The organism is Clostridium sp. DFI.5.61, from assembly GCF_024462915.1.
Lineage (GTDB): Bacteria > Bacillota > Clostridia > Oscillospirales > Oscillospiraceae > Lawsonibacter > Lawsonibacter asaccharolyticus.
Genome location: NZ_JANGBZ010000057.1, coordinates 1 through 20,376 on the forward strand (window position 1 = coordinate 1; position 20,376 = coordinate 20,376).

Consider the following 20,376-nt stretch of genomic DNA (forward strand, 5'->3'; position numbering starts at 1 on the left):
CCCCCCCCCCCCCCCCCCCCCCCCCCCCCCCCAAACGGTCCTGCAAATCTCCCCCGGCTCACTCCAGGGTCAGGTCCCCCTCCCGGATCCAGCCGATCCGACGGAAAAACAGCCCGAACAGCCAAGCGAGGACGGCGGGCAGTACAAAGCAGATCAGCGCCATGGCCAGCCAGTCCATGCCGGTGATGGCAGCCTTGGCCCCCGTGGCCACATCGTTCACCCAGCCGGCATAGACCCCGATGGGGCCCACCATACCGCAGGTCCCCATTCCAGCCGCCACACCCCCGGCGGGGTCATTCATCTCAAACTGGAACACACAGGTGGCCAGGGGGCCGGTGACCGCGGAGGCGAGGATGGCGGGGAGCCAGATCCGGGGATTGCGGACGATGTTGCCCATCTGGAGCATGGAGGTGCCCAGCCCCTGGGAGATCAGGCCGCTCCAGCGGTTCTCCCGGAAGGACAGGACGGCGAAGCCCACCATGTTGGCGCAGCACCCCGCCACTGCGGCCCCGCCGGCCAGGCCGGTCAGCCCGATGGCGGCGCAGATGGCGGCAGAGGAGATGGGCAGGGTCAGGGCCACGCCGATGACCACCGACACCAGGATGCCCATCCAGAAGGGCTGGAGCACAGTGGCCCACTTGACGAAGTCCCCCACCGCGGAGGCCGCCGTGCCGATGGCCGGGGCCCACCAGGCCGACAGGGCCACCCCCGCCAGGATGGTCACCAGAGGGGTGACCAGGATGTCGATCTTGGTCTCCTTAGACACCGCCTTGCCCAGCTCCGCGGCGATGACCGCGATAAACAGCACCGCCAGAGGGCCTCCGGCGCCGCTGCCCCCGGACAGGGTGACGCTGCCCAGGGCATTGGCCGCATAGCCCACCGTGACCAGGGAAAAGAGGACCAGCGGGGGGGCCTTCAGGGCGTAGCCGATGGCCACCGCCATAGCCGCCCCGCTCATGGCCGAGGCGTATCCCCCCACTTCGATGAGGAACTCCATCCCCAGCTGCTGGCCCAGCGTCTTGACGATGGTGCCGATGAGCAGGGAGCAGAACAGGCCCTGGGCCATGGCCCCCAGGGCGTCGATGCCATACCGCTTGGCCGAGATCTCAATGTTTTTGCGCTTTAAAAACGCGCGGAGCTTTTCCATTTCTCTCACCTTTTTTCGTGATGGTCCCGCACCTGCCGGCAAAAAGGCCATACAGGTGTCAAGACACTTGTATGGCCTATTATAGCGGCTCTGTCCTGTTTGTCAACGAAAACTTTTCCCTCCGGCAGTCAAGCCCCGCCCGGCCGCAGCTCACCACAGCCGCTCCTTCGAATCATCCCGGCGTCCCCATCCTCCAGGTCAGGGCCGCCCCCCGGGCAGCCTTGGTCAGGCCGATCACCTTTTCCAGCCGGGGAAAAAAGGTATCCTGGGCCAGCTCCGCCAGCTTCTCTTCCTTCTCGGCGCGCTCCTCCTCTGTATCCGTCCAGTCCGGCCCGGTATTCATCGGCTCCGAGTACCAATCTGTGTACATGGAGTCCGGATAGGAGTAACTCTCCACCAGGTGCAGCCCCTCCCTCCCCGGCCCGGGCAGAATGAGCAGGCCGTCCTTGGGGGAGGCAAGCAGGGCATTGCGCAGTTCCAGGTCCCGCAGCACCAGCTTGGTAAAGGACCGGTCCGTGGTGGTGATGGTCCGGCCCCGGGTCACCTCCGGGCAGCCATAGTCCTCGTGGAGGTCCGGTCCGGAGGGCAGCTTCTCCAGTCCCCGGTCCAGGACGCCCAGCACCGTGTTGAGGCCGGTGGACATGGCACTTTTGGGGCGGATGCGCAGCTCATAGTCCCGCTCCAGATGGATCGCCAGCCGGACGCGGATGGAGGTCGTAGTGTACCGGCCATTGCTCTCCCCCACCGTCCGGATGATGAGCGGTTCGTCCCGGTAGCTCAGCACCAGCTCCCCGTCCCAGTCTGCTGCCCGGCTGCCCATAAATACGCCCCCCTTCTCCTTTTGATAGGCGTAAAGCATCTCGTTCCAGCTCATAAGTCCGCTCCTTTCCCGCTCCCGCCGGGTCTCATGCCCGCCGGAACTGCTTCTCCAGGTCCTTTCGGGTCAGCTCGATGGCCACCGGCCGGCCGTGGGGGCAGTATTTGACCTCTCCCCGCATGACGGCTCCCGCCACCTTCTCCAGCTCCTGGGGACTGGTGCGCCAGCCCCCCTTGATGGCCGCCTTGCAGGCCATGGTGTGGAGCAGCTCGTCCCGGGCGGCGGAGGGGTCCGCCCGCCCGGTGGTGAGCAGCCTGCCCCCGATCTCCAGCAGGGTGTCCTCGATGTCCCCCGGGTCCACGTCAAAGGGGGCCTGCCGCACCACCAGCGCCCCCCCGCCGAAGTCCTCGGCGTAGAAGCCGAACTCCTCCAGCAGCGGCAGGTTGGCCAGCAGGGCGGCCCCCTCCTCCGCCGGGGGGTGGAGGGTGACCGGGGTGAGCAGGGTCTGCACCATGGGGGTGTAGCCCTCCGCCTTCATGCGGTCGAAGTTCATCCGCTCGTGGGCGGCGTGCTTGTCGATAAACAGGATGGTGTCCCCCTGTTCCACGATGATGTAGGTGTTCAGCACCTCCCCGGCGATGCGCCAGGGGGCTGCCTCTCCCTCAGGCTCAGGCTCCGCCGGGGCGGAGATCTGGGGCGCGGGCCCTTCCTCCAGGGCCGGAGCCGGGCCCGGGTCTGGTGCGGGCGTCTCCGCCGGCGCGGGGGCGGGGCGCTCCGTCCGGGTCCCGGCCAGGAGGTCGAAGTCCTCCGGCGCCATCCGGTCGTGGCAGGTCATCCCGCCCTGGGCTTCACCGGGGCAGGCGGGGGCCGGGGCCTCCCCGGTCTTCCACTCCCCGGGGGCGGTCATTTCTCCAGAGATCGGAGCTCTGGGGCGGGGAGGCTCCGCCGGGGCGGGCTGGGGTGTGCGCTCCCGCTGCTGGGGCGAGAGGAAAGAGGCGGCGGAGGGCATCCGGGACAGGCCGGGCACCTCCCGACGGCCGTAGGTCACGTCGTGGAGGGGCAGCTCCCCGGCGGGCAGCCTGGTCTGGTTGGGGGTCACGGTGTCGTGGGCCCGGGGCTTCTCCAGCGCCACGGCGGGGCGGACATGGTCCCGCTCCAGGGCGGAGAGGACCGCGTGGTACACCGCGCTGAACACCCCCCGCTCGCTGCCGAACTTCACCTCCGTCTTGGCCGGGTGCACATTCACGTCCACCGCGCTGAGCCTGGTGGTCAGATGGAGGACACAGCCGGGAAATTTGCCCACCATCTTCTGGTTCTGGTAGGCCTCCTCCAGGGCGGCCATCATCAGCCGGGACTTCACCTGCCGCCCATTGACGAAGAAGAACTGCCAGTTCCGGCTGGCCCGGCAGCAGGAGGGCTGGGAGACGAAGCCGGACACGGACATGCCCTCGTCCGAGCTGTCCACCTGGGTGAAGCCCAGGGCCAGATCCCGGCCCAGCACCGCGTAGACGGCGGAGCGCAGCTGTCCGTCCCCGGGGGTGGCCAGCTCCTGCTTTCCGTCCCGGAGGAATTTCACTGCCACCTCCGGGTGGGACAGGGCCACCCGCTGGACCACGCCGAATACGGCGGCCCCCTCGGCGGCGTCCTTTTTCATGAACTTCAGCCGGGCGGGGGTGTTGTAGAACAGGTCCCGCACCACCATGGTGGTGCCCAGGGGGCAGCCCGCCTGCTCCACCGGCCCGGCCACGCCCCCCTCCAGGGACAGGGAGGCCCCCAGCGGGGCATCCTGGGTGCGGCTCATCACGTCGATGCGGGAGACGGCGGAAATGGCGGCCAGTGCCTCCCCCCGGAACCCCAGGGTGCCGATGGCCTCCAGGTCATACTCCGTGCGCAGCTTGCTGGTGGCGTGGCGGAGGAAGGCGGTCTTCATCTGGGGGGCCGGGATGCCGCAGCCGTCATCGGTGACCCGGAGGAAAGTGAGGCCGCCGTGGGCGATCTCCACAGTCACCGATCTCGCCCCCGCGTCTATGGCGTTTTCCATCAGCTCCTTGGCCACGCTGGCCGGCCGCTCCACCACCTCGCCGGCGGCGATCAGGTCGGCAACGTGGGGATCTAACACTTGGATCTCAGGCATAGAGCACCTCCAGAAATTCAAAGCTCCGCTCCTGCGGGTCGTTTTTGGTCATAATAGTCAGAATTCAGAATACAGATCCCGGGACGGGGCCGGGCCTCCCCCGCCCCTTATCCCATAAGGTCCAGCCGGACAGAATCCGGGTCCACAAAGGCCCGCCCCGGCCGGTCCGGGTCCAGCCAAACGAGGACCTCCGCCCCCTCCTGGGGCTCCCCCCACAGCAGGCCGGTGGACACGGTATAGTCCCGGCCGCCCCAGGTGTACCCGCACACCGCGCTCCAGGGCGAGTTCCGGCCCGGGACATTGACAAAGGACTGGGTGTTCCAGGTCACGAAGATGTGGTGGCGGACCGAGCGGACGGTGCCGGAGACCGCCGTGCCCTCCCGCCGCAGCCGCGCCTGGCTCCGCCGCCGGGCCAGGCAGGCCAGGGCGCACCCGCCCCCCGCCGCCAGCAGGGCGGCCCCTATGGGCAGGAAGGCCCAGTCGGGCCCCGCGCCCCCCACCGGGATGTCCCACAGCAGGACGGCCCCGCCGAACAGGAGGAAAAACGCCCCCATCAGTCCCAGCACCCAGGCGCACAGCTCCGCCCGAGAATTTGGACGCCCCATGCCGCACCTCCTCTTTCATCCGGGCCTCTCCGCCCCGCCTCAGCTCTCCTGCAGGTCCTGCTTCAGCTCCGCCAGCAGGTTGAGGGCCTCGATGGGGGACAGGATGTTCACATCGGTCATCCGGAGCTTTTTCAGCACCGTCTGGCTGCCCAGGTCCATCAGGGAGACCTGCTCCCCGTCCGCCGGAAGGGCCGGTCCCCCTGCGGGGAGGACGCCGCTCCCCGACTCCAGCTCCTCCAGGATGGTCCGGGCCCGCCGAATGACCCGGTCGGGCACCCCGGCCAGCTTGGCCACCTCGATGCCGTAGCTCTGGTCCGCGCCCCCCCGGACGATCTTCCGCAGGAAGATCAGGTCGTTCCCCCGCTTCTTGGCGGCGATGTTGTAGTTCTTCACCCCGGGGATCTCCCCCTCCAGGGCGGTGAGCTCGTGGTAGTGGGTGGCGAACAGGGTCTTAGCCCCCAGCCGTTTCCGGTCGGCGCAGTACTCCAGCACCGCCCGGGCGATGGCCATGCCGTCATAGGTGGAGGTCCCCCGGCCGATCTCGTCCAGGATGAGCAGGGAGCGGGCGGTGGCGTTCTTCAGCAGTCCGGCCACCTCGTTCATCTCCACCATGAAGGTGGACTGTCCGGAGGAGAGGTCGTCGCTGGCCCCGATGCGGGTGAACACCCGGTCCACCACGCCGATGCGGGCGGAGCGGGCGGGGACGAAGGAGCCCATCTGGGCCATGAGGACGATGAGGGCCACCTGGCGCATGTAGGTGGACTTGCCCGCCATGTTGGGGCCGGTGATGATGGCGCACAGGTCCTCTCCGCTGTCCATGTGGGTGTCGTTGGGGACAAAGGGGGTGCCGGCGGGGAGCACCTTCTCCACCACCGGGTGGCGCCCCTCGGAGATGCTCAGGGAGTCGGAGCCGTCCACCTGGGGCATGCAGTAGCCGTTGACGGCGGCCACCACCGCGAAGGAGGTAAGCACATCCACCTGGGCCACGGCGGCGGCAGCCTTCTGGATCTGGGCCACGTGGGCGCAGGTCTGCTCCTTCAGCTGGCAGAAGAGCTGGTACTCCAGGGCCACCACCTTGTCCTGGGCGGAGAGGATGGTGTGCTCCAGGTCCTTCAGCTCCTGGCTGATGTACCGCTCGGCGTTGACGGTGGTCTGCTTCCGGGCCCAGTCGGGGGGCACCAGCCCGGTCTGGGACTTGGCCACCTCGATGTAGTAGCCGAACACCTTGTTGTAGCTCACCTTCATGTTCTTGATGCCGGTCTGCTCCTTGGTCCGGGTCTCCAGGTCGGCCAGCATCTCTGCCCCGTGGTCGATCACGTTGCGCAGGCGGTCCACCTCCTCGCTGTACCCCGGACGGATGAACTTGCCCTCCCGCACGGAGAAGGGGGGCTCGTCCACCAGGGCGGAGCTGAGCAGCGCCCGCAGCTGGGGCAGGTCGTCCATCTCCCGGCGCAGGGACTGGATCAGGGCGGAGGGGCAGCCCTCCAGCAGCTCCCGCAGCCGGGGCAGCCTGCCCAGTCCGGCGGACAGGGCGGCCAGGTCCCGGCCCCCGGCGGTTCCGTACACCACCCTGCCGATCAGGCGCTCCAGGTCGGTGATCTCCTTCAGGCAGAGCACCACCTCCTCCCGGGTGATGATGTCCTCCACCAGATCGCTCACCGCCTGCTGCCGGCGGTTGATCTGCACCGGGGAGAGGAGGGGGCGCTCCATCCATCCCCGGATCAGCCGCCGCCCCATGGCGGTGCGTGTCTTGTCCAGCACCCACAGCAGGGAGCCCTTCTTCTCCTTGCCCCGCAGGGTCTCGGTGAGCTCCAGGGTCTGCCGGGCGTTCAGGTCCAGCTCCATGAACTGGCCCGCGGTGTAGCAGGTGAGGGCGGCGATGTGGCTCAGGTCGGTCTTCTGGGTCTCGTACAGGTAGGAGAGCAGCCCCCCGGCGCACTGCACACAGGCCTGGTCCTCCGGGGGCAGGCTGTCCAGCCCGGTGCGGAACTGCTTTTGCACCAGGGGCAGGGCGGCCTCATAGCGGAAGCGGGCCTCCCCCCCGTTCTCACAGCGGCAGTCCAGCCGCTCCCGCAGGAACTGGGGCAGGCCCTCCAGGCTCCAGGCCCCGTCGGAGAGCACCGCCTCCCGGGGAGAGAAGCGGCCCAGCTCGTTTTTCAGGTGGTCCATGGCCTCCGCCCCCGCCGGAAAGGAGGTGACATAGAACTCGCCGGTAGAGATGTCGCACAGGCACAGCCCCAGCGCCCGGGAGTCGGCGTACACCCCGCCGATGTAGTTGTTTTTCCCCTCCTCCAGCATGGAGGAGTCGATGAGGGTGCCGGGGGTGATGATGCGGATGATGTCCCGGTCCACCAGCCCCTTGGCCTGGGCCGGGTCCTCGGTCTGCTCGCAGATGGCCACCTTGTAGCCCTTGGCGATGAGGCGGGCGATGTAGCTCTCGCAGGAGTGGTAGGGCACGCCGCACATGGGGGTGCGCTCCTCCGGGGGCTTGTTCCGGTCCCGGGTGGTGAGCGTCAGGTCCAGCTCCCGGGAGACCAGCTTGGCGTCCTCGTTGAACATCTCATAAAAATCCCCCAGCCGGAAAAAGAGGATGGAGTCGGGATACCGCTCCTTCATCTCCAGGTATTGGCGCATCATGGGGGTGATCTCAGCCATATCGGCACCGCCTTTCGGTAAAATAAAAGTAAAAAGTGCAAAATCCTGTGGAAAGTGTGGAAAAGTACAACGAAACAGACAGGAGGCGCACTAACCGCCAGCGCGCCTCCCGGGGGTCAGCTCTCCTCCGGCCCCCCCTGGTCGCTCCGTCCCGCCAGGTAGTCCAGGGTGACCCCGTAAAAATCCGCCATCCGGATCAGGGTGGACAGTTGGGGTTCCTGCTGACCGTGTTCATACCTCTGATAGGTGCGGAGGGGCACATCCAGCGCCTTTGCCGCATCTTTCTGCAACAGTTTCTTGGTCTCTTTCAGTTCCTGAAGCCGCGTTGAAAACGTCGCCATTTACACACCTCGTATTGACATGCCATTTTTGGCATGTTATAATCAAAATACGATAACCCGCAGAAGGGAGCGCTATTGTTTATGACTTCTTTTTGGGACCACTTATATCAATACGCCCAGGAACATCTGGTCGTCCGCTATCTCCAGGAGGAGCCCACCAGCTACGGTCGGCTCTCCATCCAGACGGACGCCCGCCGGCGGGGGCTGGAGGACCTGCTGCGGGGCCCCGCCGCCCGCTCCTTCCGCCGCCTCTGGGAGGAGCAGCAGGAGTTGCACAGCCTGGAGGAGCAGGCCCTCTTCCGGGCCGGGCTGTCCATGGGCCTGGCCCTGGGCGGCCGGGTCCGGGACTTGGAGTAGCCCCGCCTCCCGTCCCCCTGCGGGGCCCTTGGGGCGGGGGCTCCCCCCTCACTCCGCCAGCTCCCCGAACAGGGACCAGGTGTTGGCGTCGGTGATCCGCACCTGCCGGAACTGGCCGATCAGCTCCGCCGGGCCGTCCAGCCGCACCAGCCGGTTGCCCGGCGTGCGGGCGGCCAGGGGATACCGGGCGTCCCCGCTGTCCCCGTCGATCAGGCAGCGCAGGGTCTTCCCCACATAGGCCGCGTGCTTCTCCGCGGAGATCTGGTTCTGGAGGTCCACCAGGCGCTGGAAGTTGGCCTGCTTCTGCTGGTGGGGCATGGGGTCGTCCATCTGGGCGGCGGGGGTCCCCACCCGTGGGGAGAAGATAAAGGTGAACAGGGCGTCGAACCGCACCTGCTCCAGCAGGGACAGGGTCTCCTCAAACTCCTCCGTGGTCTCCCCGGGAAAGCCCACGATCACGTCGGAGGTGAGCACGATGTCCGGGATGAGCTCCTTCAGCCGCCGCACCTCGTCCAGGTACTGCGCCCGGTCATAGTGGCGGTTCATGGCCCGGAGCACCCGGTCATTGCCCGCCTGGAAGGGCAGGTGGAGCACCGGGGCCACCTTCCCGCACCGGGCCATGGTCTCGAACAGCTTCTGGGTGGCATCCTTGGGGTGGGAGGTCATAAAGCGGATCAGGAAGTCCCCGGGCACGGCGTTCACCCGCTCCAGCAGGTCTGCGAAGTCCAGGGGCTCCTCCAGGTCCTTGCCGTAGGAGTTCACGTTCTGGCCCAGCAGGGTGATGTCCCGGTACCCCTCCGCCGCCAGCTGCTCCACCTCGGCCAGGATGTCCTCCGGCCTGCGGGAGCGCTCCCGGCCCCGCACATAGGGCACGATGCAGTAGGAGCAGAAGTTGTTGCACCCGTACATGATGGACACCCAGGCCTTTACCCGGTCCTGCCGCACCACCGGGATGCCCTCGGAGATGGAGCCCGCCTCCTCCGCCACCTGGAACACCCGCCCCCGCTGGGTGAGCAGGGTGTGGATGAACTCGGGAAAGCGCCAGAGGGCGTGGGGCCCGAACACCAGGTCCACGTGGCGGAAGGACTGCTTGATCTTCTCCGCCACATGGGCCTCCTGGGCCATGCAGCCGCACACGCAGATGATCTGCTCCGGGTGGCGGCGCTTCACGTGGACCAGGGCGCCCAGGTTGCCCAGCACCCGCTGCTCTGCGTGCTCCCGGATGGCGCAGGTGTTGAGCACGATGATCTGGGCCTGCTCCTCGTCCTGGGTGAAGCCGTAGCCCATCTCCCGGAGATAGCCCCGGATGCGCTCGGAGTCCGCCTCGTTCTGCTGGCAGCCGTAGGTGTCCACAAAGGCCAGGGGCTGGGCGGGCCGGGCGGCGCTGAGGGCCGCGACCTCCCGGCAGTACTGGAGCTGGCGGGAGATGTCCTCCGGGGAAATTCGGGTGGTCTGCTGTCTCATAGATCGCAACCTCCTGAGGGGGATTTGATGGTCGTCCGGCCCCTCCTGCTGCATGGAGACACCGATCGAATAATCATACCATTTTTCCCGAAAAAGCACAAGGCCGGACTTTTGCTTTTCGCCGCTTTTCCACCCGGTCCCCGCAGGGCGCGGCTCTCCGCCCCTCCCTGGAAAAATGCGGGCCCCCTCGCGGTTTTCCGTTGCGTTTCTCTCAAAAGGGTGATAGAATGAATCGTTAAATGGTTACACTGGAGGGAGACGTATCTCTCTCCTTCCCAACAGAGAGAAAAAGGGGGCTGTGCCATGCGGGTGCTGGTCATTGAGAAGGCGGCCGTAAAGCAGAACATCAGGGTGGTGAAGCGCCGTGCCGGAGGGGCCGCCGTCTACGGCGTCCTCTCGGGAGACGCCGGGGGCGCCGGCATCGCCGAGATGGCCGAGCTGCTCCGGGCCGAGGGCATCGGCCGCTTCGCCGTCAGCGAGGCGGAGGAGGCCGAGGCGCTGCGGAAGGCCGGCTTTGTGGACGAGGAGATCCTCATGCTCCGCTCCACCACCGACCGGGAGGTGCTGGAGCGGCTGGTGGACCTGAACGTGGTGTGCACCATCTCCTCCGTGGACACGGGCCTGGCCCTCAACGCCCTGGCGGAGAACCGCTCCACCGTGGCCGAGGCCCACATCCAGGTGGACACCGGCATGGGCTTCGGCGGCTTCCTGGTGGGGGAGCCGGAGAAGATCCTGCTGGCCTACCGCTCCCTGCCCAACGTGGCCCTGTCCGGCATTTACACCCAGATCCACGCCGCCCCAGCCGGCCAGGAGGCGGAGCACCAGCTCCAGCAGTTCCAGCGGGTGCTGGACGCCATCCACGCCGCCGGCTTTGAGACCGGCACCGTCCACGCCGCGGGGTCCTACGCCCTGATGCACTGCGATCTTGCCCGCATGGACGCGGTGCGGGCGGGCTCGGTCCTGCTGGGCCGCTGCCGCCGCACCAAAGACGACGGGCTCTCCACCGTGGGCCACGGGGAGGCCGGCATTGCCGAGATGCGCTGGCTGCCCAAGGGGCACACCGTGGGTGCGGAAAAGACCGCCGTTTTGAAAGCGCCCACCCGGGTAGCGGTGGTCCCTGTGGGCTATCAGCACGGCTTCGGGGTGGAGCGGCCCCGTCCCGCCGGCCTGCTGGGCACCCTGGGCCGCTGGCGGCGGGGCAGGCGGCTTTATGTTCGGGTGAACGGCCAGCGGGCCCGGGTCATCGGCTCTGTGGGCGTGAGCGAGACCCTGGTGGATGTCACCGATCTGAAGTGCTCCGCCGGAGATGTGGTCTCCTTCGACCTGGACCCCATGTACGCCCGGGGCTGTGTCCGCCAGTACCGGTGATCCTCCCTGTGATTTCAAGAAAAAGGTGTTTGCTATGTCCAGAACCGTGTCTTTTCAGCCGCTGCTCTTCGGCGGCGATATCAATGTTTACAGTGTGGCCCGTGCCTTTCACGAGGCCTATGGGGTGAAGAGCGTGGCCTTCGGCAAGTTCCACACCTTCCCCTGTGCCTTCAGCTCCATCATCGACTACCGCACCTGCCCCGACAACGAGGACCCCGCCGTCTTCCTCTCCAATGTAGAGAAGGTGGCCCTGGAGTTCTCCCACAAGACCGTCATCGTCCTGGGCTGCGGGGACAGCTATGTGCAGCTGTGCGCCCACCTGAAGGACCAGTTTCCCCGAAATGTGGTGGCCCCCTACATCGACGGCGCCCTGCTGGACCGCCTCATCAACAAGGAGCACTTCTACGAGCTGTGCGACCAGCACGGCATCGACCACCCGGCCACCTTTATCTACGACGGCTCCATGGGCCACGACTTCACCCTGCCCTTCGGCCCCCCCTATGTGGCCAAGCCGGCCGACAGCGTGGCCTACTGGGAGCACGAATTCGAGGGGGTGAAGAAGGTCTTCATCTGTCAGACCTGGGAGGAGCTGCTCCACGCTCTGGACCTGGTGTACGCCTCCGGCTACCCCGACCATATGGTGATCCAGGAGTTCATCCCCGGAGACGACACCTACATGCGGGTGATGACCAACTACTCCGACCGCAGCGGCCAGGTGAAGCTGATGTGCCTGGGCCATGTGCTGCTGGAGGAGCACTCCCCCCACGGCATCGGCAACCACGCCGTCATCATCACCGAGTACGACGAGGCCCTTTCCCTGAAGATCAAACAGCTGCTGGAGGAGCTGCATTACACCGGCTTCTCCAACTTTGACATCAAGTACGACAGCCGGGACGGCAAGTACAAGCTCTTCGAGATCAACTGCCGCCAGGGGCGCAGCAATTACTACGTCACTGGCGCGGGATACAACATCGCCAAGCTGCTGGTGGAGGACCGGATCGAACACCGGGAGCTGCCCTTCGTCATCACCAAAAACCACGCCCTGTGGCGGATGGTGCCCAAAAAGGTGGCCTTCAAATTCATCCCCAAGGCATATCACCCCCAGATGAAGGCCCTGATCCGGGCGGGGGCGTCCACCCACAGCCTGGAGTACCACCGGGACTATACCCCGGCCCGCATCTGGCGGGTATGGAAGACCCACATCGGCAACATGGTCCGCTTTGACCGCCACAACAAGGTCCCGGAGAACTGAGCAGACTGGAGGGAAGCCATGTCAACTGTCAAGACCCGCGGCGCCAAGGGCGCCAGAGAGCCCCGGGAGCCCAAGCTGGGCGTGCTGGGGGGGATGGGGCCCCAGGCCACCCAGGTGTTCTATCAGTACGTGCTGGACCGGACAGAGGCCTCCTGCGACCAGGAGCATCTGCCCGCCCTGATCCTGTCTGACACCGGGGTCCCGGACCGGACCGCCTCCATCCTCACCGGGAACACCGAGCCTATGTACCAGCGCCTGCTGGCCGACGCCCGCCTGCTGGAGGAGTGCGGCTGCACCGTCATCGCCATCCCCTGCAACACCTCCCACTACTTCGTGGACCGCATCCAGCAGGAGATCGGCATCCCCATCCTCCACATGATCCGGGAGACCGCCCGGACCTTGGTGGCCCAGGGGAAGCGCCGCCCCGCCATCCTTGCCACCGACGGCACCATCCGCACCGGCCTGTATCAGAAGGAGTGCGCCGCCTTCGGCCTGGAGGCCGCCCCTCCGGAGCCCGCTGTCCAGCGTCTGGTCATGTCCATCATCTACGAGGAGATCAAACGGGGGGAGCGGGGCAGCCGGGAGAAATTTGCCCAGATCGACCGCGCTCTGGCCTCCATGGGCTGTGACTGCGCCATTCTGGGCTGCACCGAGCTGTCCGTCTTCCGCAGCTACCACAGCCTGCCCCCCTTCTACGTGGACGCCATGGAGGTGCTGGCCGAGCTGGCCGTCGTCCGCTGCGGCAAACAGCTGCGCACCATCTAAGAAAACATCTCCGGGGCGGTGCCTGCCCACGCCCGCCGTTGGAACGTACTCCGCAAATTGAAAATGGGGGTGGCGCCCCCATCCACACATGACAACACCAGGAGGTTTGCTCTATGGATCTCACGCCCCACACCCTGGGCGAATACTGCGCCCTGCTGGAGCCCCAGCTGGCCGCTCCTCTGCCCGAGGGGCTGGACCTGTCCCAGTCCGTCGCCCTGGTCTCCTGCGACAGCCAGGAGGTGGTCCCCGGCACTCTCTTTCTGTGCAAGGGCGCCCACTTCAAGGAGGCCTATCTGTCCCAGGCCGCCCAGCGGGGCGCGGTGGCCTATGTGAGCCAGACCCCCTACCCTGCCGTGGATCTGCCCTGCATCCTGGTGTCCGACATGCGCCAGGTGATGGCCCCCCTGGCCGACCGGTACTACGGCCATCCCTCCGGGCCCCTGTCGGTCATCGGCATCACCGGCACCAAGGGCAAGTCCTCCACCGCCTATTATCTGAAGTATATCCTGGATGAGTATCTGGCGGAGCAGGGCGGGCCGGAGAGCGGCATCATCTCCTCCATCGACACCTACGACGGCTCGGAGCGCTTCGAGTCCCACCTCACCACGCCGGAGCCCCTGGATCTCCAGCGGCACTTTGCCCACGCGGTGGCGGCCGGCATCCCCTACCTCACCATGGAGGTGTCCAGCCAGGCGCTGAAGTACCACCGCACCCTGTGCACCCGCTTCGCCGCCGCCTGCTTCCTGAACATCGGCCTGGACCACATCTCCCCCATCGAGCACCCCGACTTTGAGGACTACTTCTCCTCCAAGCTGCGGATCTTCGCCCAGGCGGAGGTGGGGTGCGTCAATCTGGACTGCGAACACGCCGGCCGGGTGCTGGCCGCCGCCCAGGCGGGCAGCCGCCAGGTCATCACCTTCTCCCAGAAGGACCCGGAGGCGGACATCTATGCCTCCCAGGTGCGCAAGCGGGGCAACGACATCCTGTTCCGGGTGCGTTCCCGCCGCTTTTCCCGGGAGTTCCGGCTGACCATGCCCGGCCTGTTCAACGTGGAGAACGCCCTGGCCGCCATCGCGGTGTGCGAGGGGCTGAACATCCCGGAGCGGGCCGTCTATGTGGGGCTGATGAAGGCCCGGGTCCCCGGCCGCATGGAGGTGTACACCAATGCGGACAGCCACATCGTGGCCATCGTGGACTACGCCCACAACCGCATGTCCTTCGAGACCCTGTTCCGCTCCGTTCAAACGGAGTACCCCGGCCGCCGGGTGGTCACCGTGTTCGGCTGTCCGGGGAAAAAGGCCCTGGACCGCCGGCGGGACCTGGGGGAGATCTCCGGCCGCTGCTCCGACCTGGTGGTGCTGACGGAGGAGGACTCCGGGGAGGAGGACACCCTCTCCATCTGCCGGGAGATCGCCTCCTATGTGGAGGCCCAGGGCTGCGACTACTCCATCGAGCCCAACCGGGGGGAGGCCATCCGCCAGGCGGTGCTGGGCTGCCGGGAGCCCTCCGTCCTCCTCATCACCGGCAAAGGGGCGGAGACCCGCCAGAAGCGGGGCACCGAGTATATCGACACCCCCTCTGACGTGGACTATGTCCAGTCCTTTCTTCAGGAGTACGACGTGCGCCATGGCCTGGACGGCATGGAGAAGGTGCGCTCCCTGCTGTCCATTCTGCCCATCCTCAAGCGGGACGAGGGCCGGACCGTTGTGGTGAAATACGGCGGCTCCGCCCTGGGGGCGGAGGCGGCCACCGACACCACCCTCCAGGACGTGGCCGCCCTGCGCATGGTGGGCGTCCGGGTGGTGCTGGTCCACGGCGGCGGCAAGCACATCACCGCCCTGCTGGACAAGCTCCAGGTGCCCACCCGTTTCGAGAACGGCTACCGCTATACCGACCAGGCGGTGCTGGAGACGGCGGAAATGGCCCTCTCCGCCCAGGTAAACAAGGCCATCGTCTCCCGTCTGAGCCAGCTGGAGGTGTCTGCCGTAGGCCTGTCCGGCAAGGACGGCGGCCTGCTCACCGCTGTGGAGAAGGACCCGGCCCTGGGCCGGGTGGGGTCCATCACCCGGGTGGAGCCCCGTATCCTTCAGACCCTGCTGGACGGGGACTTCCTGCCGGTGGTCTCCCCCATCGCCGCGGGGGAGGACGGCGGCGGCTTCAACTGCAATGCCGACGACGCGGCCCGGGCGGTGGCGGCGGCTCTAGGGGCGGACAAGCTGATCTTCCTCACCGACACCGCCGGGGTGCTTATCGACAGCCACAACAGCAAGACTGCCGTCCCCCACATGGATGTGAAGCGGGCGGAGGAGCTGATCGACACTGGGCTCATTGCCGGGGGCATGGTGCCCAAGGTGCGGGGCTGTATCCAGGCCATCCGCGCCGGGGTGGGCGAGGTGTCCATCCTGGACGGCCGGGTGGAGCACGCCCTGCTGCTGGAGATGCTCAACCAGCGGGTCCAGGGGACCACCATCACCGGCTGACCCCCGTTCAAAAGAAAACGGGGCTGTCGAAGAAGCGGCTTTTCCGCTTTTTCCACAAGCTGAAACGGCGCCCCCGCCTGTGGCGGGGGCGCCGTCTATTTCAATTTTCACGGTCCGGCTGGCGGGTGGAGGTCCGCCGGCCGGGCCGGTTTTCATTGGCTCTGTGCTCTCTTTACAGGATCGCGTCCAGGATCACGTCTTCCAGCTGGAGGGGGTCCAGCTGGCCCCGGTTGCACCGATCGGCCAGCCGGTCCATCTCTCCCCGGTCAATGGAGACGTCCCGGTACTGCGCCACCGGCGGCGCGTCTTTCCTGTCCCGCCGGTAGCAGTCGATCCCGTACACCTGCCGTGCCCCTGTCTCCTGAAAGGTCATCTGGCACTCATTCGGGCGGTAGAGATACTGCATGAGTCCCTCTCACCTCGCTTTTCAACACATCTAAACTGATATTCGATTCGCTGGCGATATGGATCACCGTGGACAGCTTGGGGTTGACTCGGCCGGCCTCCATGTCCAGATAGTGCCGGGGGGACACCCCGCACCGCTCGGCCGCTTCCTCCTGGGTCAGCTCGTTCTCCCTCCTCCAGCTGTACAGGAGCCTGGAAAAGCGCCATTTCAGCGCCATCAGCTCCCCGCCGGTCTGGAGGATCAGCCCGTCCTCCGGCCCGCACCCGTCTGCCACAGAAGCAGCACAGACAGGACCAGAACGGTCCGTCCGCTCCACCTCCGCGTCACCAGCGGGGCGAGTCCGCTCCATATGGTGTACCATCCGTCATCTTTTGGCCGTCACCTCGTTGGTGTAGACGGAGCGGAGGTCCCCGCCGCCGTTCCGCTCGGCGTACACACCAACCAGGGCACGGTAGTCCCGTCCGATGACCGTATCCTCAAAATCGAAGGTCCCGTAATAATAGTCCGTGTTCTCCTCATACATATTCAAATCTTCTTTGGTATATTTTTTCAGCGTCGTCCAGGTCTTGCCTCCGTCATCGGACTCCTGAACGGTGATATAGCTGACCCCCACCTCGTCGGAGGTGCGGACCGCCTCCACATCCGCGTGGATGCGGACCACGCCGTCGCTCTTCGCGGTGGCCCACACACTGTATAGGGCCAAATAGTCGCTGGCACGGGCAAAGGCGGTGGTCATCAGCAGCCCAGCCAGCATGGCACAGGCCAGCAACACGGCGCAGCCGCGGGAAATCTTCTTTTTCATCGGTTCTCTTTCCTCTCTGTTCTCTTTTCTAAGTATAGATGGAGTCGATCATCTGCTCCAGCTCCTCCTCCGTCACATCTCCTATAATCGATACTATATTGAGCCCATTGGTCCATGACGCGGTATAAATCGCTCTGTTTTGAGCAAGAGAATGTTCCACACCGCCTCTAATGTATTTTTCATCCTGCTGTCCGTTCTCTTTTTCAACCGATACCCTTTCAAGTGCCTCTTTTGCGTTATAGCAACGAATCGCTATTTTAATTTTTTTCTCATCATAACTGTATGTCTCTGCAATTCTAATAAAATCCGGGTCTACATTGGTCGTAACTCCCAGACTTTCAAACCCCTCCGGCAGCCACTTGGGTACCAGAGGCTCGGTGATGCCATACGCATCCAGCGCCTCCTGCAGGGAGGTGAACTCCAGCTCCTCCAGGGGCGGCTGGGCAGAGGTCTGGCCGGACTGGCTGGCCCCGGGGGGGACGATCTGAAGCGTGCCCTGGGTCAGATGGACCACGGACTCCCACAGCCTGGAACTGCCGGCCATGCTCCCCAGGCCAAAGAGGACGGCGACCACGGCGGCAGCGATCAGTGTGCGCGGAAAATGGCGGAAACGGCGGAGGCCGGCAGGACGGGACACTGCCGCTTGGGCCGCCGGCTCCTCCGGCGGCGTGCTTTCCTCGCCGGCTCGCTCCTCCAGGAACCGCTGGAGGGATGCCTCCGGGTCCAGTTCCAGGCCCAGGGGCTCCTTCTCCTCCAGGACGTCCAGATAGAGGCGGATCAGCTCCGGGTCACAGCTCTGATCCGTCATCTCCTCCATCCGCGCGTCCAATTCCTCCAGGATCTCGCCGGCAGATAAATTTTCCAGATGCCGCTGGATTAAAACCAAGTCCCCACTCCCCCCGTCCGGCGGGGCGACTCGCTTTTCCGACATCTCGACACCTCCTTACTTTTTATATCCTTAAAAAACTTCATTTCGTTACAGGTTCCCCAAAGTTTCTTCAAATTTTTTCAGCTTCTCCCTCAGACGAAACAGGCGCACCCGGCACTGGATCTCCGTCATGCCCATCTTTTCCGCGATCTCCTGATAGCGGTAGCCCTCCAGCCGGAGGCGGACGATCCGCCGGTCCGCCCGGGATGTGTCGGGTGGAAGGTAGTCGCTCAGATACAGCCTCCGCTCCACAGGTGCCGCAGGCGGGTGGGCCAGCTCGTCCAGCGGCACCGTGCGGACCTTCTCCATGTCCTCCCGCATCTTCAGTTTGATCTTCAGGGCCTCCCAGAGCCAGCCTCTGGGATTTGGGTGGTACTTCACCCGCTGTCCCTGCTCCCAGTTCTTCCAACATTCCGCGAATGTGTCCTGTGCCACGTCCTCCGCTAGGCCGATATCGCCCAGCCTGCGCGCGGAGTAGGCCGTCATTTGCTCCAACATCTCCAGGTAAAGCCTGGAAAACAGCGGATCACAGTCAAAATCCGACACTTTTTACCCTCCCTTCACACAATTGGCGGGGTCCATCATATCATACCTCCCCGCGCTTTTCAATGACTCGGGCCGGAAACAGCCCCATCCACATAAAATCGCCGTTTTCCCTTGTAAATTAGCGGAAAAGCATCTATAATGGACAAAAGAATACCCGGGACGCCCGCGGCGCCCCGGAGTCACAGAAAATGGAGAGGATCACCTATGAACCGCACCACCATCGCCGCCATCTTCGCCGACCAGGACAAGCTGGGCGGAAAGACGGTCACCGTCTGCGGCTGGGCCCGGACCATCCGGGACATGAAGACCTTCGGCTTTATCGAACTGAATGACGGCTCCTGCTTCAAAAATCTTCAGGTCGTCATGGACGCCAACATGCTGGACAACTACAAGGACATCGCCGGCCAGAACGTGGGGGCCGCCCTCATCATCACCGGCACCGTGGTCCTGACCCCCCAGGCCAAGCAGCCTCTGGAGGTCAAGGCCCAGACCATCGCTGTGGAGGGAGCCTCCACCCCCGACTACCCCCTTCAGAAAAAGCGCCACACTGTGGAGTATCTGCGCACCATCCAGCACCTGCGGCCCAGGACCAACCTGTTCTCCGCCGCCTTCCGGGTGCGCTCCGTGGCCGCTCACGCCATCCACTGCTTCTTCCAGGACCGGGGCTTCGTCTATGTCCACACCCCCATCATCACCGCCAGCGACTGCGAAGGGGCGGGCGAGATGTTCCAGGTGACCACCCTGGACCTGAACAACGTGCCCAAAAATCCCGACGGCACCGTGGACTATACCCAGGACTTCTTCGGCAAGCGGGCCAGCCTCACCGTCTCCGGCCAGCTCAACTGCGAGAACTTCGCCATGGCCTTCGGCAACGTGTACACCTTCGGCCCCACCTTCCGGGCGGAAAACTCCAACACCCAGCGCCACGCCGCCGAGTTCTGGATGATCGAGCCGGAGATGGCCTTTGCCGATCTGAACGACTACATGGACACCGCGGAAGCCATGATCAAGTATATCATCCGCACTGTGATGGAGAAGTGCCCCGATGAGATGAACTTCTTCAACTCCTTTGTGGACAAGGGCCTCAAGGAGCGGCTGGAGCACGTAGCCTCCTCTGACTTCGCCCGGGTGAGTTACACCGAGGCAGTGGAGCTTCTGAAGCAGAACAATGACAAATTCGACTACAAGGTGGAGTGGGGCGCCGACCTCCAGACCGAGCACGAGCGCTATCTGACGGAGCAGGTGTACCAGCGCCCCGTCTTTGTCACCGATTACCCCAAGGAGATCAAGGCCTTCTATATGCGCCAGAACGACGACGGAAAGACCGTGGCTGCGGCGGACTGCCTGGTCCCCGGCATTGGTGAGATCATCGGCGGCTCCCAGCGTGAGGAGCGGCTGGATGTGCTGGAGGCCCGCATCCAGGAGCTGGGCATGAATCCGGAGGACTACTGGTGGTACTGTGATCTGCGGCGGTACGGCTCCTGCCGGCACGCCGGCTTCGGCCTGGGCTTCGAGCGGATGGTCATGTACCTCACCGGCATCAGCAATATCCGGGACGTGGAGCTGCACCCGAGAACGGTGGGCAACGCGGAATTCTGATCGGCCCGTTTTGACCGGGACCGCCCCCGCAGGGGCGGTCCCGTCCTTTTTGTCTGGAGCCTTTTACTCCGCCAGCCGCTTTTCGTATTTCTTGAGCAGGTCCTCGATGGCCTCATCGAGCAGTCTGGATTTGGGGATCCGGGTCTTTTGAGCAAGGATATCAAAATCCTTCATCAGCTCATTTTTCAGGGAAGAGGTGAACCGGGTCCGGTTCACCAAAATTGCCTCAGCCATGCTGCGCCTCCTGCACCATTTTATTCTGCGCCCCATTCCGCTCTGCGCTCCCGGGGCGAAGTCTCCCTCTGCCGGTCCCCCTTGGCAGGGGCCTCAAAGGGGCGGGGTTCTCTCTGCCTTATAGTATATAGACAGCGGAGGGAAAAAACAAGGACTGAAATCACCAATTAGCGACACAAAATAACTCTTTGTCAACAGGGGCCGGCGGAAAAAGGCGTCGGTACTGTCAAAAGAGTGACTGTGCCGCTTTTTGGAAAAAGCACCAGTCTGCCGTGCGCAGAGTTTGTGCGCCTGCAGCGGACAAACCCCACACTTACAGCCTGAGAAATGTTTTCCCCAGCGCACATGCCGCCGGGGAAAACAGATCAGGTCTTGATCCGCGCCTGCGGGTGCGGACTCTGGGAGGCTTTTTCCATAAGCTGAGGCGGGGGGGGGGGGGGGGGGGGGGGGGGGGGGGGGGGGGGGGGGGGGGGGGG

At 65.2% G+C, this 20,376-nt stretch carries 19 protein-coding genes; 6 read left to right on the forward strand and 13 right to left on the reverse strand.

The window, feature by feature from the left end:
• Window positions 1–58: 58 nt before the first annotated feature.
• The 6 genes from NE584_RS16290 to NE584_RS16315 form a co-directional block, all read right to left on the reverse strand.
• Window positions 59–1,147, reverse strand: coding sequence for a PTS transporter subunit IIC (locus NE584_RS16290; RefSeq protein WP_108980281.1), 1,089 nt, complete (start codon window positions 1,145–1,147; stop codon window positions 59–61).
• A 172-nt stretch (window positions 1,148–1,319) separates the two neighbouring features.
• On the reverse strand, window positions 1,320–2,021 hold the full coding sequence (locus NE584_RS16295; protein ID WP_050623126.1) for a hypothetical protein: 702 nt from the start codon (window positions 2,019–2,021) through the stop codon (window positions 1,320–1,322).
• A 31-nt stretch (window positions 2,022–2,052) separates the two neighbouring features.
• Window positions 2,053–4,098, reverse strand: coding sequence for a DNA mismatch repair endonuclease MutL (gene mutL / locus NE584_RS16300; RefSeq protein WP_256183262.1), 2,046 nt, complete (start codon window positions 4,096–4,098; stop codon window positions 2,053–2,055).
• A gap of 107 nt (window positions 4,099–4,205) precedes the next feature.
• Window positions 4,206–4,703, reverse strand: a complete 498-nt coding sequence (locus NE584_RS16305; RefSeq protein WP_133248284.1) for a DUF3592 domain-containing protein — start codon at window positions 4,701–4,703, stop codon at window positions 4,206–4,208.
• Between the two features lie 39 nt (window positions 4,704–4,742).
• Window positions 4,743–7,358: a DNA mismatch repair protein MutS gene (mutS, locus tag NE584_RS16310; RefSeq protein WP_050623123.1), complete on the reverse strand. Its 2,616-nt coding sequence runs from the start codon at window positions 7,356–7,358 to the stop codon at window positions 4,743–4,745.
• A gap of 116 nt (window positions 7,359–7,474) precedes the next feature.
• The gene (locus NE584_RS16315; protein ID WP_050623122.1) at window positions 7,475–7,699 is read right to left on the reverse strand and encodes a helix-turn-helix domain-containing protein; all 225 of its coding nucleotides are present in this window, start codon (window positions 7,697–7,699) and stop codon (window positions 7,475–7,477) included.
• Between the two features lie 81 nt (window positions 7,700–7,780).
• Between NE584_RS16315 and NE584_RS16320 the strand changes: the two genes are divergently transcribed.
• Window positions 7,781–8,056 carry a hypothetical protein gene (locus NE584_RS16320; RefSeq protein ID WP_256183263.1) on the forward strand — a complete coding sequence of 92 codons (276 nt, stop codon included), beginning with the start codon at window positions 7,781–7,783 and terminating at the stop codon, window positions 8,054–8,056.
• 48 nt (window positions 8,057–8,104) lie between these two features.
• Here NE584_RS16320 and miaB read toward each other — a convergent pair whose 3' ends face one another.
• Window positions 8,105–9,520: a tRNA (N6-isopentenyl adenosine(37)-C2)-methylthiotransferase MiaB gene (gene miaB / locus NE584_RS16325; RefSeq protein ID WP_256183264.1), complete on the reverse strand. Its 1,416-nt coding sequence runs from the start codon at window positions 9,518–9,520 to the stop codon at window positions 8,105–8,107.
• 303 nt (window positions 9,521–9,823) lie between these two features.
• Here miaB and NE584_RS16330 point away from each other — a divergent pair, with 303 nt between their 5' ends.
• From NE584_RS16330 to argB, 4 genes are all read left to right on the forward strand, one after another.
• Window positions 9,824–10,888, forward strand: coding sequence for an alanine racemase (locus NE584_RS16330; protein WP_108980275.1), 1,065 nt, complete (start codon window positions 9,824–9,826; stop codon window positions 10,886–10,888).
• A gap of 34 nt (window positions 10,889–10,922) precedes the next feature.
• A complete protein-coding gene (locus NE584_RS16335) occupies window positions 10,923–12,140 on the forward strand; it encodes an ATP-grasp enzyme (protein ID WP_050623119.1) in 1,218 nt (405 codons plus the stop codon).
• Between the two features lie 18 nt (window positions 12,141–12,158).
• Window positions 12,159–12,905 (forward strand): aspartate/glutamate racemase family protein, encoded by a 747-nt coding sequence (locus NE584_RS16340; protein ID WP_050623118.1) that lies wholly within the window; start codon window positions 12,159–12,161, stop codon window positions 12,903–12,905.
• A gap of 113 nt (window positions 12,906–13,018) precedes the next feature.
• Window positions 13,019–15,385 (forward strand): acetylglutamate kinase, encoded by a 2,367-nt coding sequence (gene argB, locus NE584_RS16345; protein ID WP_256183265.1) that lies wholly within the window; start codon window positions 13,019–13,021, stop codon window positions 15,383–15,385.
• Between the two features lie 172 nt (window positions 15,386–15,557).
• Here argB and NE584_RS16350 read toward each other — a convergent pair whose 3' ends face one another.
• From NE584_RS16350 to NE584_RS19935, 5 genes are read right to left on the reverse strand one after another with little or no spacing between them, the layout of a single operon-like run.
• Window positions 15,558–15,791 carry a DUF6514 family protein gene (locus NE584_RS16350; RefSeq protein ID WP_108980273.1) on the reverse strand — a complete coding sequence of 78 codons (234 nt, stop codon included), beginning with the start codon at window positions 15,789–15,791 and terminating at the stop codon, window positions 15,558–15,560.
• A complete protein-coding gene (locus tag NE584_RS16355; RefSeq protein WP_256183266.1) occupies window positions 15,766–16,140 on the reverse strand; it encodes a helix-turn-helix domain-containing protein in 375 nt (124 codons plus the stop codon). Before NE584_RS16355 ends, NE584_RS16350 begins: the two co-directional genes overlap by 26 nt.
• A 15-nt stretch (window positions 16,141–16,155) precedes the next feature.
• The gene (locus NE584_RS16360) at window positions 16,156–16,593 is read right to left on the reverse strand and encodes a hypothetical protein (protein ID WP_256183267.1); all 438 of its coding nucleotides are present in this window, start codon (window positions 16,591–16,593) and stop codon (window positions 16,156–16,158) included.
• A 28-nt stretch (window positions 16,594–16,621) separates the two neighbouring features.
• On the reverse strand, window positions 16,622–17,524 hold the full coding sequence (locus NE584_RS16365) for a DUF4367 domain-containing protein (protein WP_256183268.1): 903 nt from the start codon (window positions 17,522–17,524) through the stop codon (window positions 16,622–16,624).
• A gap of 45 nt (window positions 17,525–17,569) precedes the next feature.
• Window positions 17,570–18,067, reverse strand: coding sequence for an RNA polymerase sigma factor (locus tag NE584_RS19935; RefSeq protein WP_256183269.1), 498 nt, complete (start codon window positions 18,065–18,067; stop codon window positions 17,570–17,572).
• A 204-nt stretch (window positions 18,068–18,271) separates the two neighbouring features.
• On the opposite strand from NE584_RS19935, the gene asnS reads away from it, so the two are divergent.
• Window positions 18,272–19,666 carry an asparagine--tRNA ligase gene (gene asnS / locus NE584_RS16375; protein WP_256183270.1) on the forward strand — a complete coding sequence of 465 codons (1,395 nt, stop codon included), beginning with the start codon at window positions 18,272–18,274 and terminating at the stop codon, window positions 19,664–19,666.
• A 63-nt stretch (window positions 19,667–19,729) separates the two neighbouring features.
• On the opposite strand, the gene NE584_RS16380 is transcribed toward asnS, so the two are convergent.
• Window positions 19,730–19,900, reverse strand: coding sequence for a ribbon-helix-helix domain-containing protein (locus NE584_RS16380; RefSeq protein ID WP_077138689.1), 171 nt, complete (start codon window positions 19,898–19,900; stop codon window positions 19,730–19,732).
• Window positions 19,901–20,376: the final 476 nt, after the last annotated feature.

Bases quoted from the DNA above. Each gene is read 5' to 3' on its own strand.
- NE584_RS16315 (WP_050623122.1), bottom strand. From the start codon at position 7,699: ATGGCGACGTTTTCAACGCGGCTTCAGGAACTGAAAGAGACCAAGAAA.
- NE584_RS16340 (WP_050623118.1), top strand. From the start codon at position 12,159: ATGTCAACTGTCAAGACCCGCGGCGCCAAGGGCGCCAGAGAGCCCCGG.
- NE584_RS16330 (WP_108980275.1), top strand. From the start codon at position 9,824: ATGCGGGTGCTGGTCATTGAGAAGGCGGCCGTAAAGCAGAACATCAGG.
- NE584_RS16335 (WP_050623119.1), top strand. From the start codon at position 10,923: ATGTCCAGAACCGTGTCTTTTCAGCCGCTGCTCTTCGGCGGCGATATC.
- NE584_RS16295 (WP_050623126.1), bottom strand. From the start codon at position 2,021: ATGAGCTGGAACGAGATGCTTTACGCCTATCAAAAGGAGAAGGGGGGC.
- asnS (WP_256183270.1), top strand. From the start codon at position 18,272: ATGAACCGCACCACCATCGCCGCCATCTTCGCCGACCAGGACAAGCTG.
- NE584_RS16290 (WP_108980281.1), bottom strand. From the start codon at position 1,147: ATGGAAAAGCTCCGCGCGTTTTTAAAGCGCAAAAACATTGAGATCTCG.
- argB (WP_256183265.1), top strand. From the start codon at position 13,019: ATGGATCTCACGCCCCACACCCTGGGCGAATACTGCGCCCTGCTGGAG.
- NE584_RS16355 (WP_256183266.1), bottom strand. From the start codon at position 16,140: ATGGAGCGGACTCGCCCCGCTGGTGACGCGGAGGTGGAGCGGACGGAC.
- NE584_RS16350 (WP_108980273.1), bottom strand. From the start codon at position 15,791: ATGCAGTATCTCTACCGCCCGAATGAGTGCCAGATGACCTTTCAGGAG.
- NE584_RS16360 (WP_256183267.1), bottom strand. From the start codon at position 16,593: ATGAAAAAGAAGATTTCCCGCGGCTGCGCCGTGTTGCTGGCCTGTGCC.
- NE584_RS16365 (WP_256183268.1), bottom strand. From the start codon at position 17,524: ATGTCGGAAAAGCGAGTCGCCCCGCCGGACGGGGGGAGTGGGGACTTG.
- NE584_RS16380 (WP_077138689.1), bottom strand. From the start codon at position 19,900: ATGGCTGAGGCAATTTTGGTGAACCGGACCCGGTTCACCTCTTCCCTG.
- NE584_RS16305 (WP_133248284.1), bottom strand. From the start codon at position 4,703: ATGGGGCGTCCAAATTCTCGGGCGGAGCTGTGCGCCTGGGTGCTGGGA.
- NE584_RS16320 (WP_256183263.1), top strand. From the start codon at position 7,781: ATGACTTCTTTTTGGGACCACTTATATCAATACGCCCAGGAACATCTG.
- miaB (WP_256183264.1), bottom strand. From the start codon at position 9,520: ATGAGACAGCAGACCACCCGAATTTCCCCGGAGGACATCTCCCGCCAG.
- mutL (WP_256183262.1), bottom strand. From the start codon at position 4,098: ATGCCTGAGATCCAAGTGTTAGATCCCCACGTTGCCGACCTGATCGCC.
- mutS (WP_050623123.1), bottom strand. From the start codon at position 7,358: ATGGCTGAGATCACCCCCATGATGCGCCAATACCTGGAGATGAAGGAG.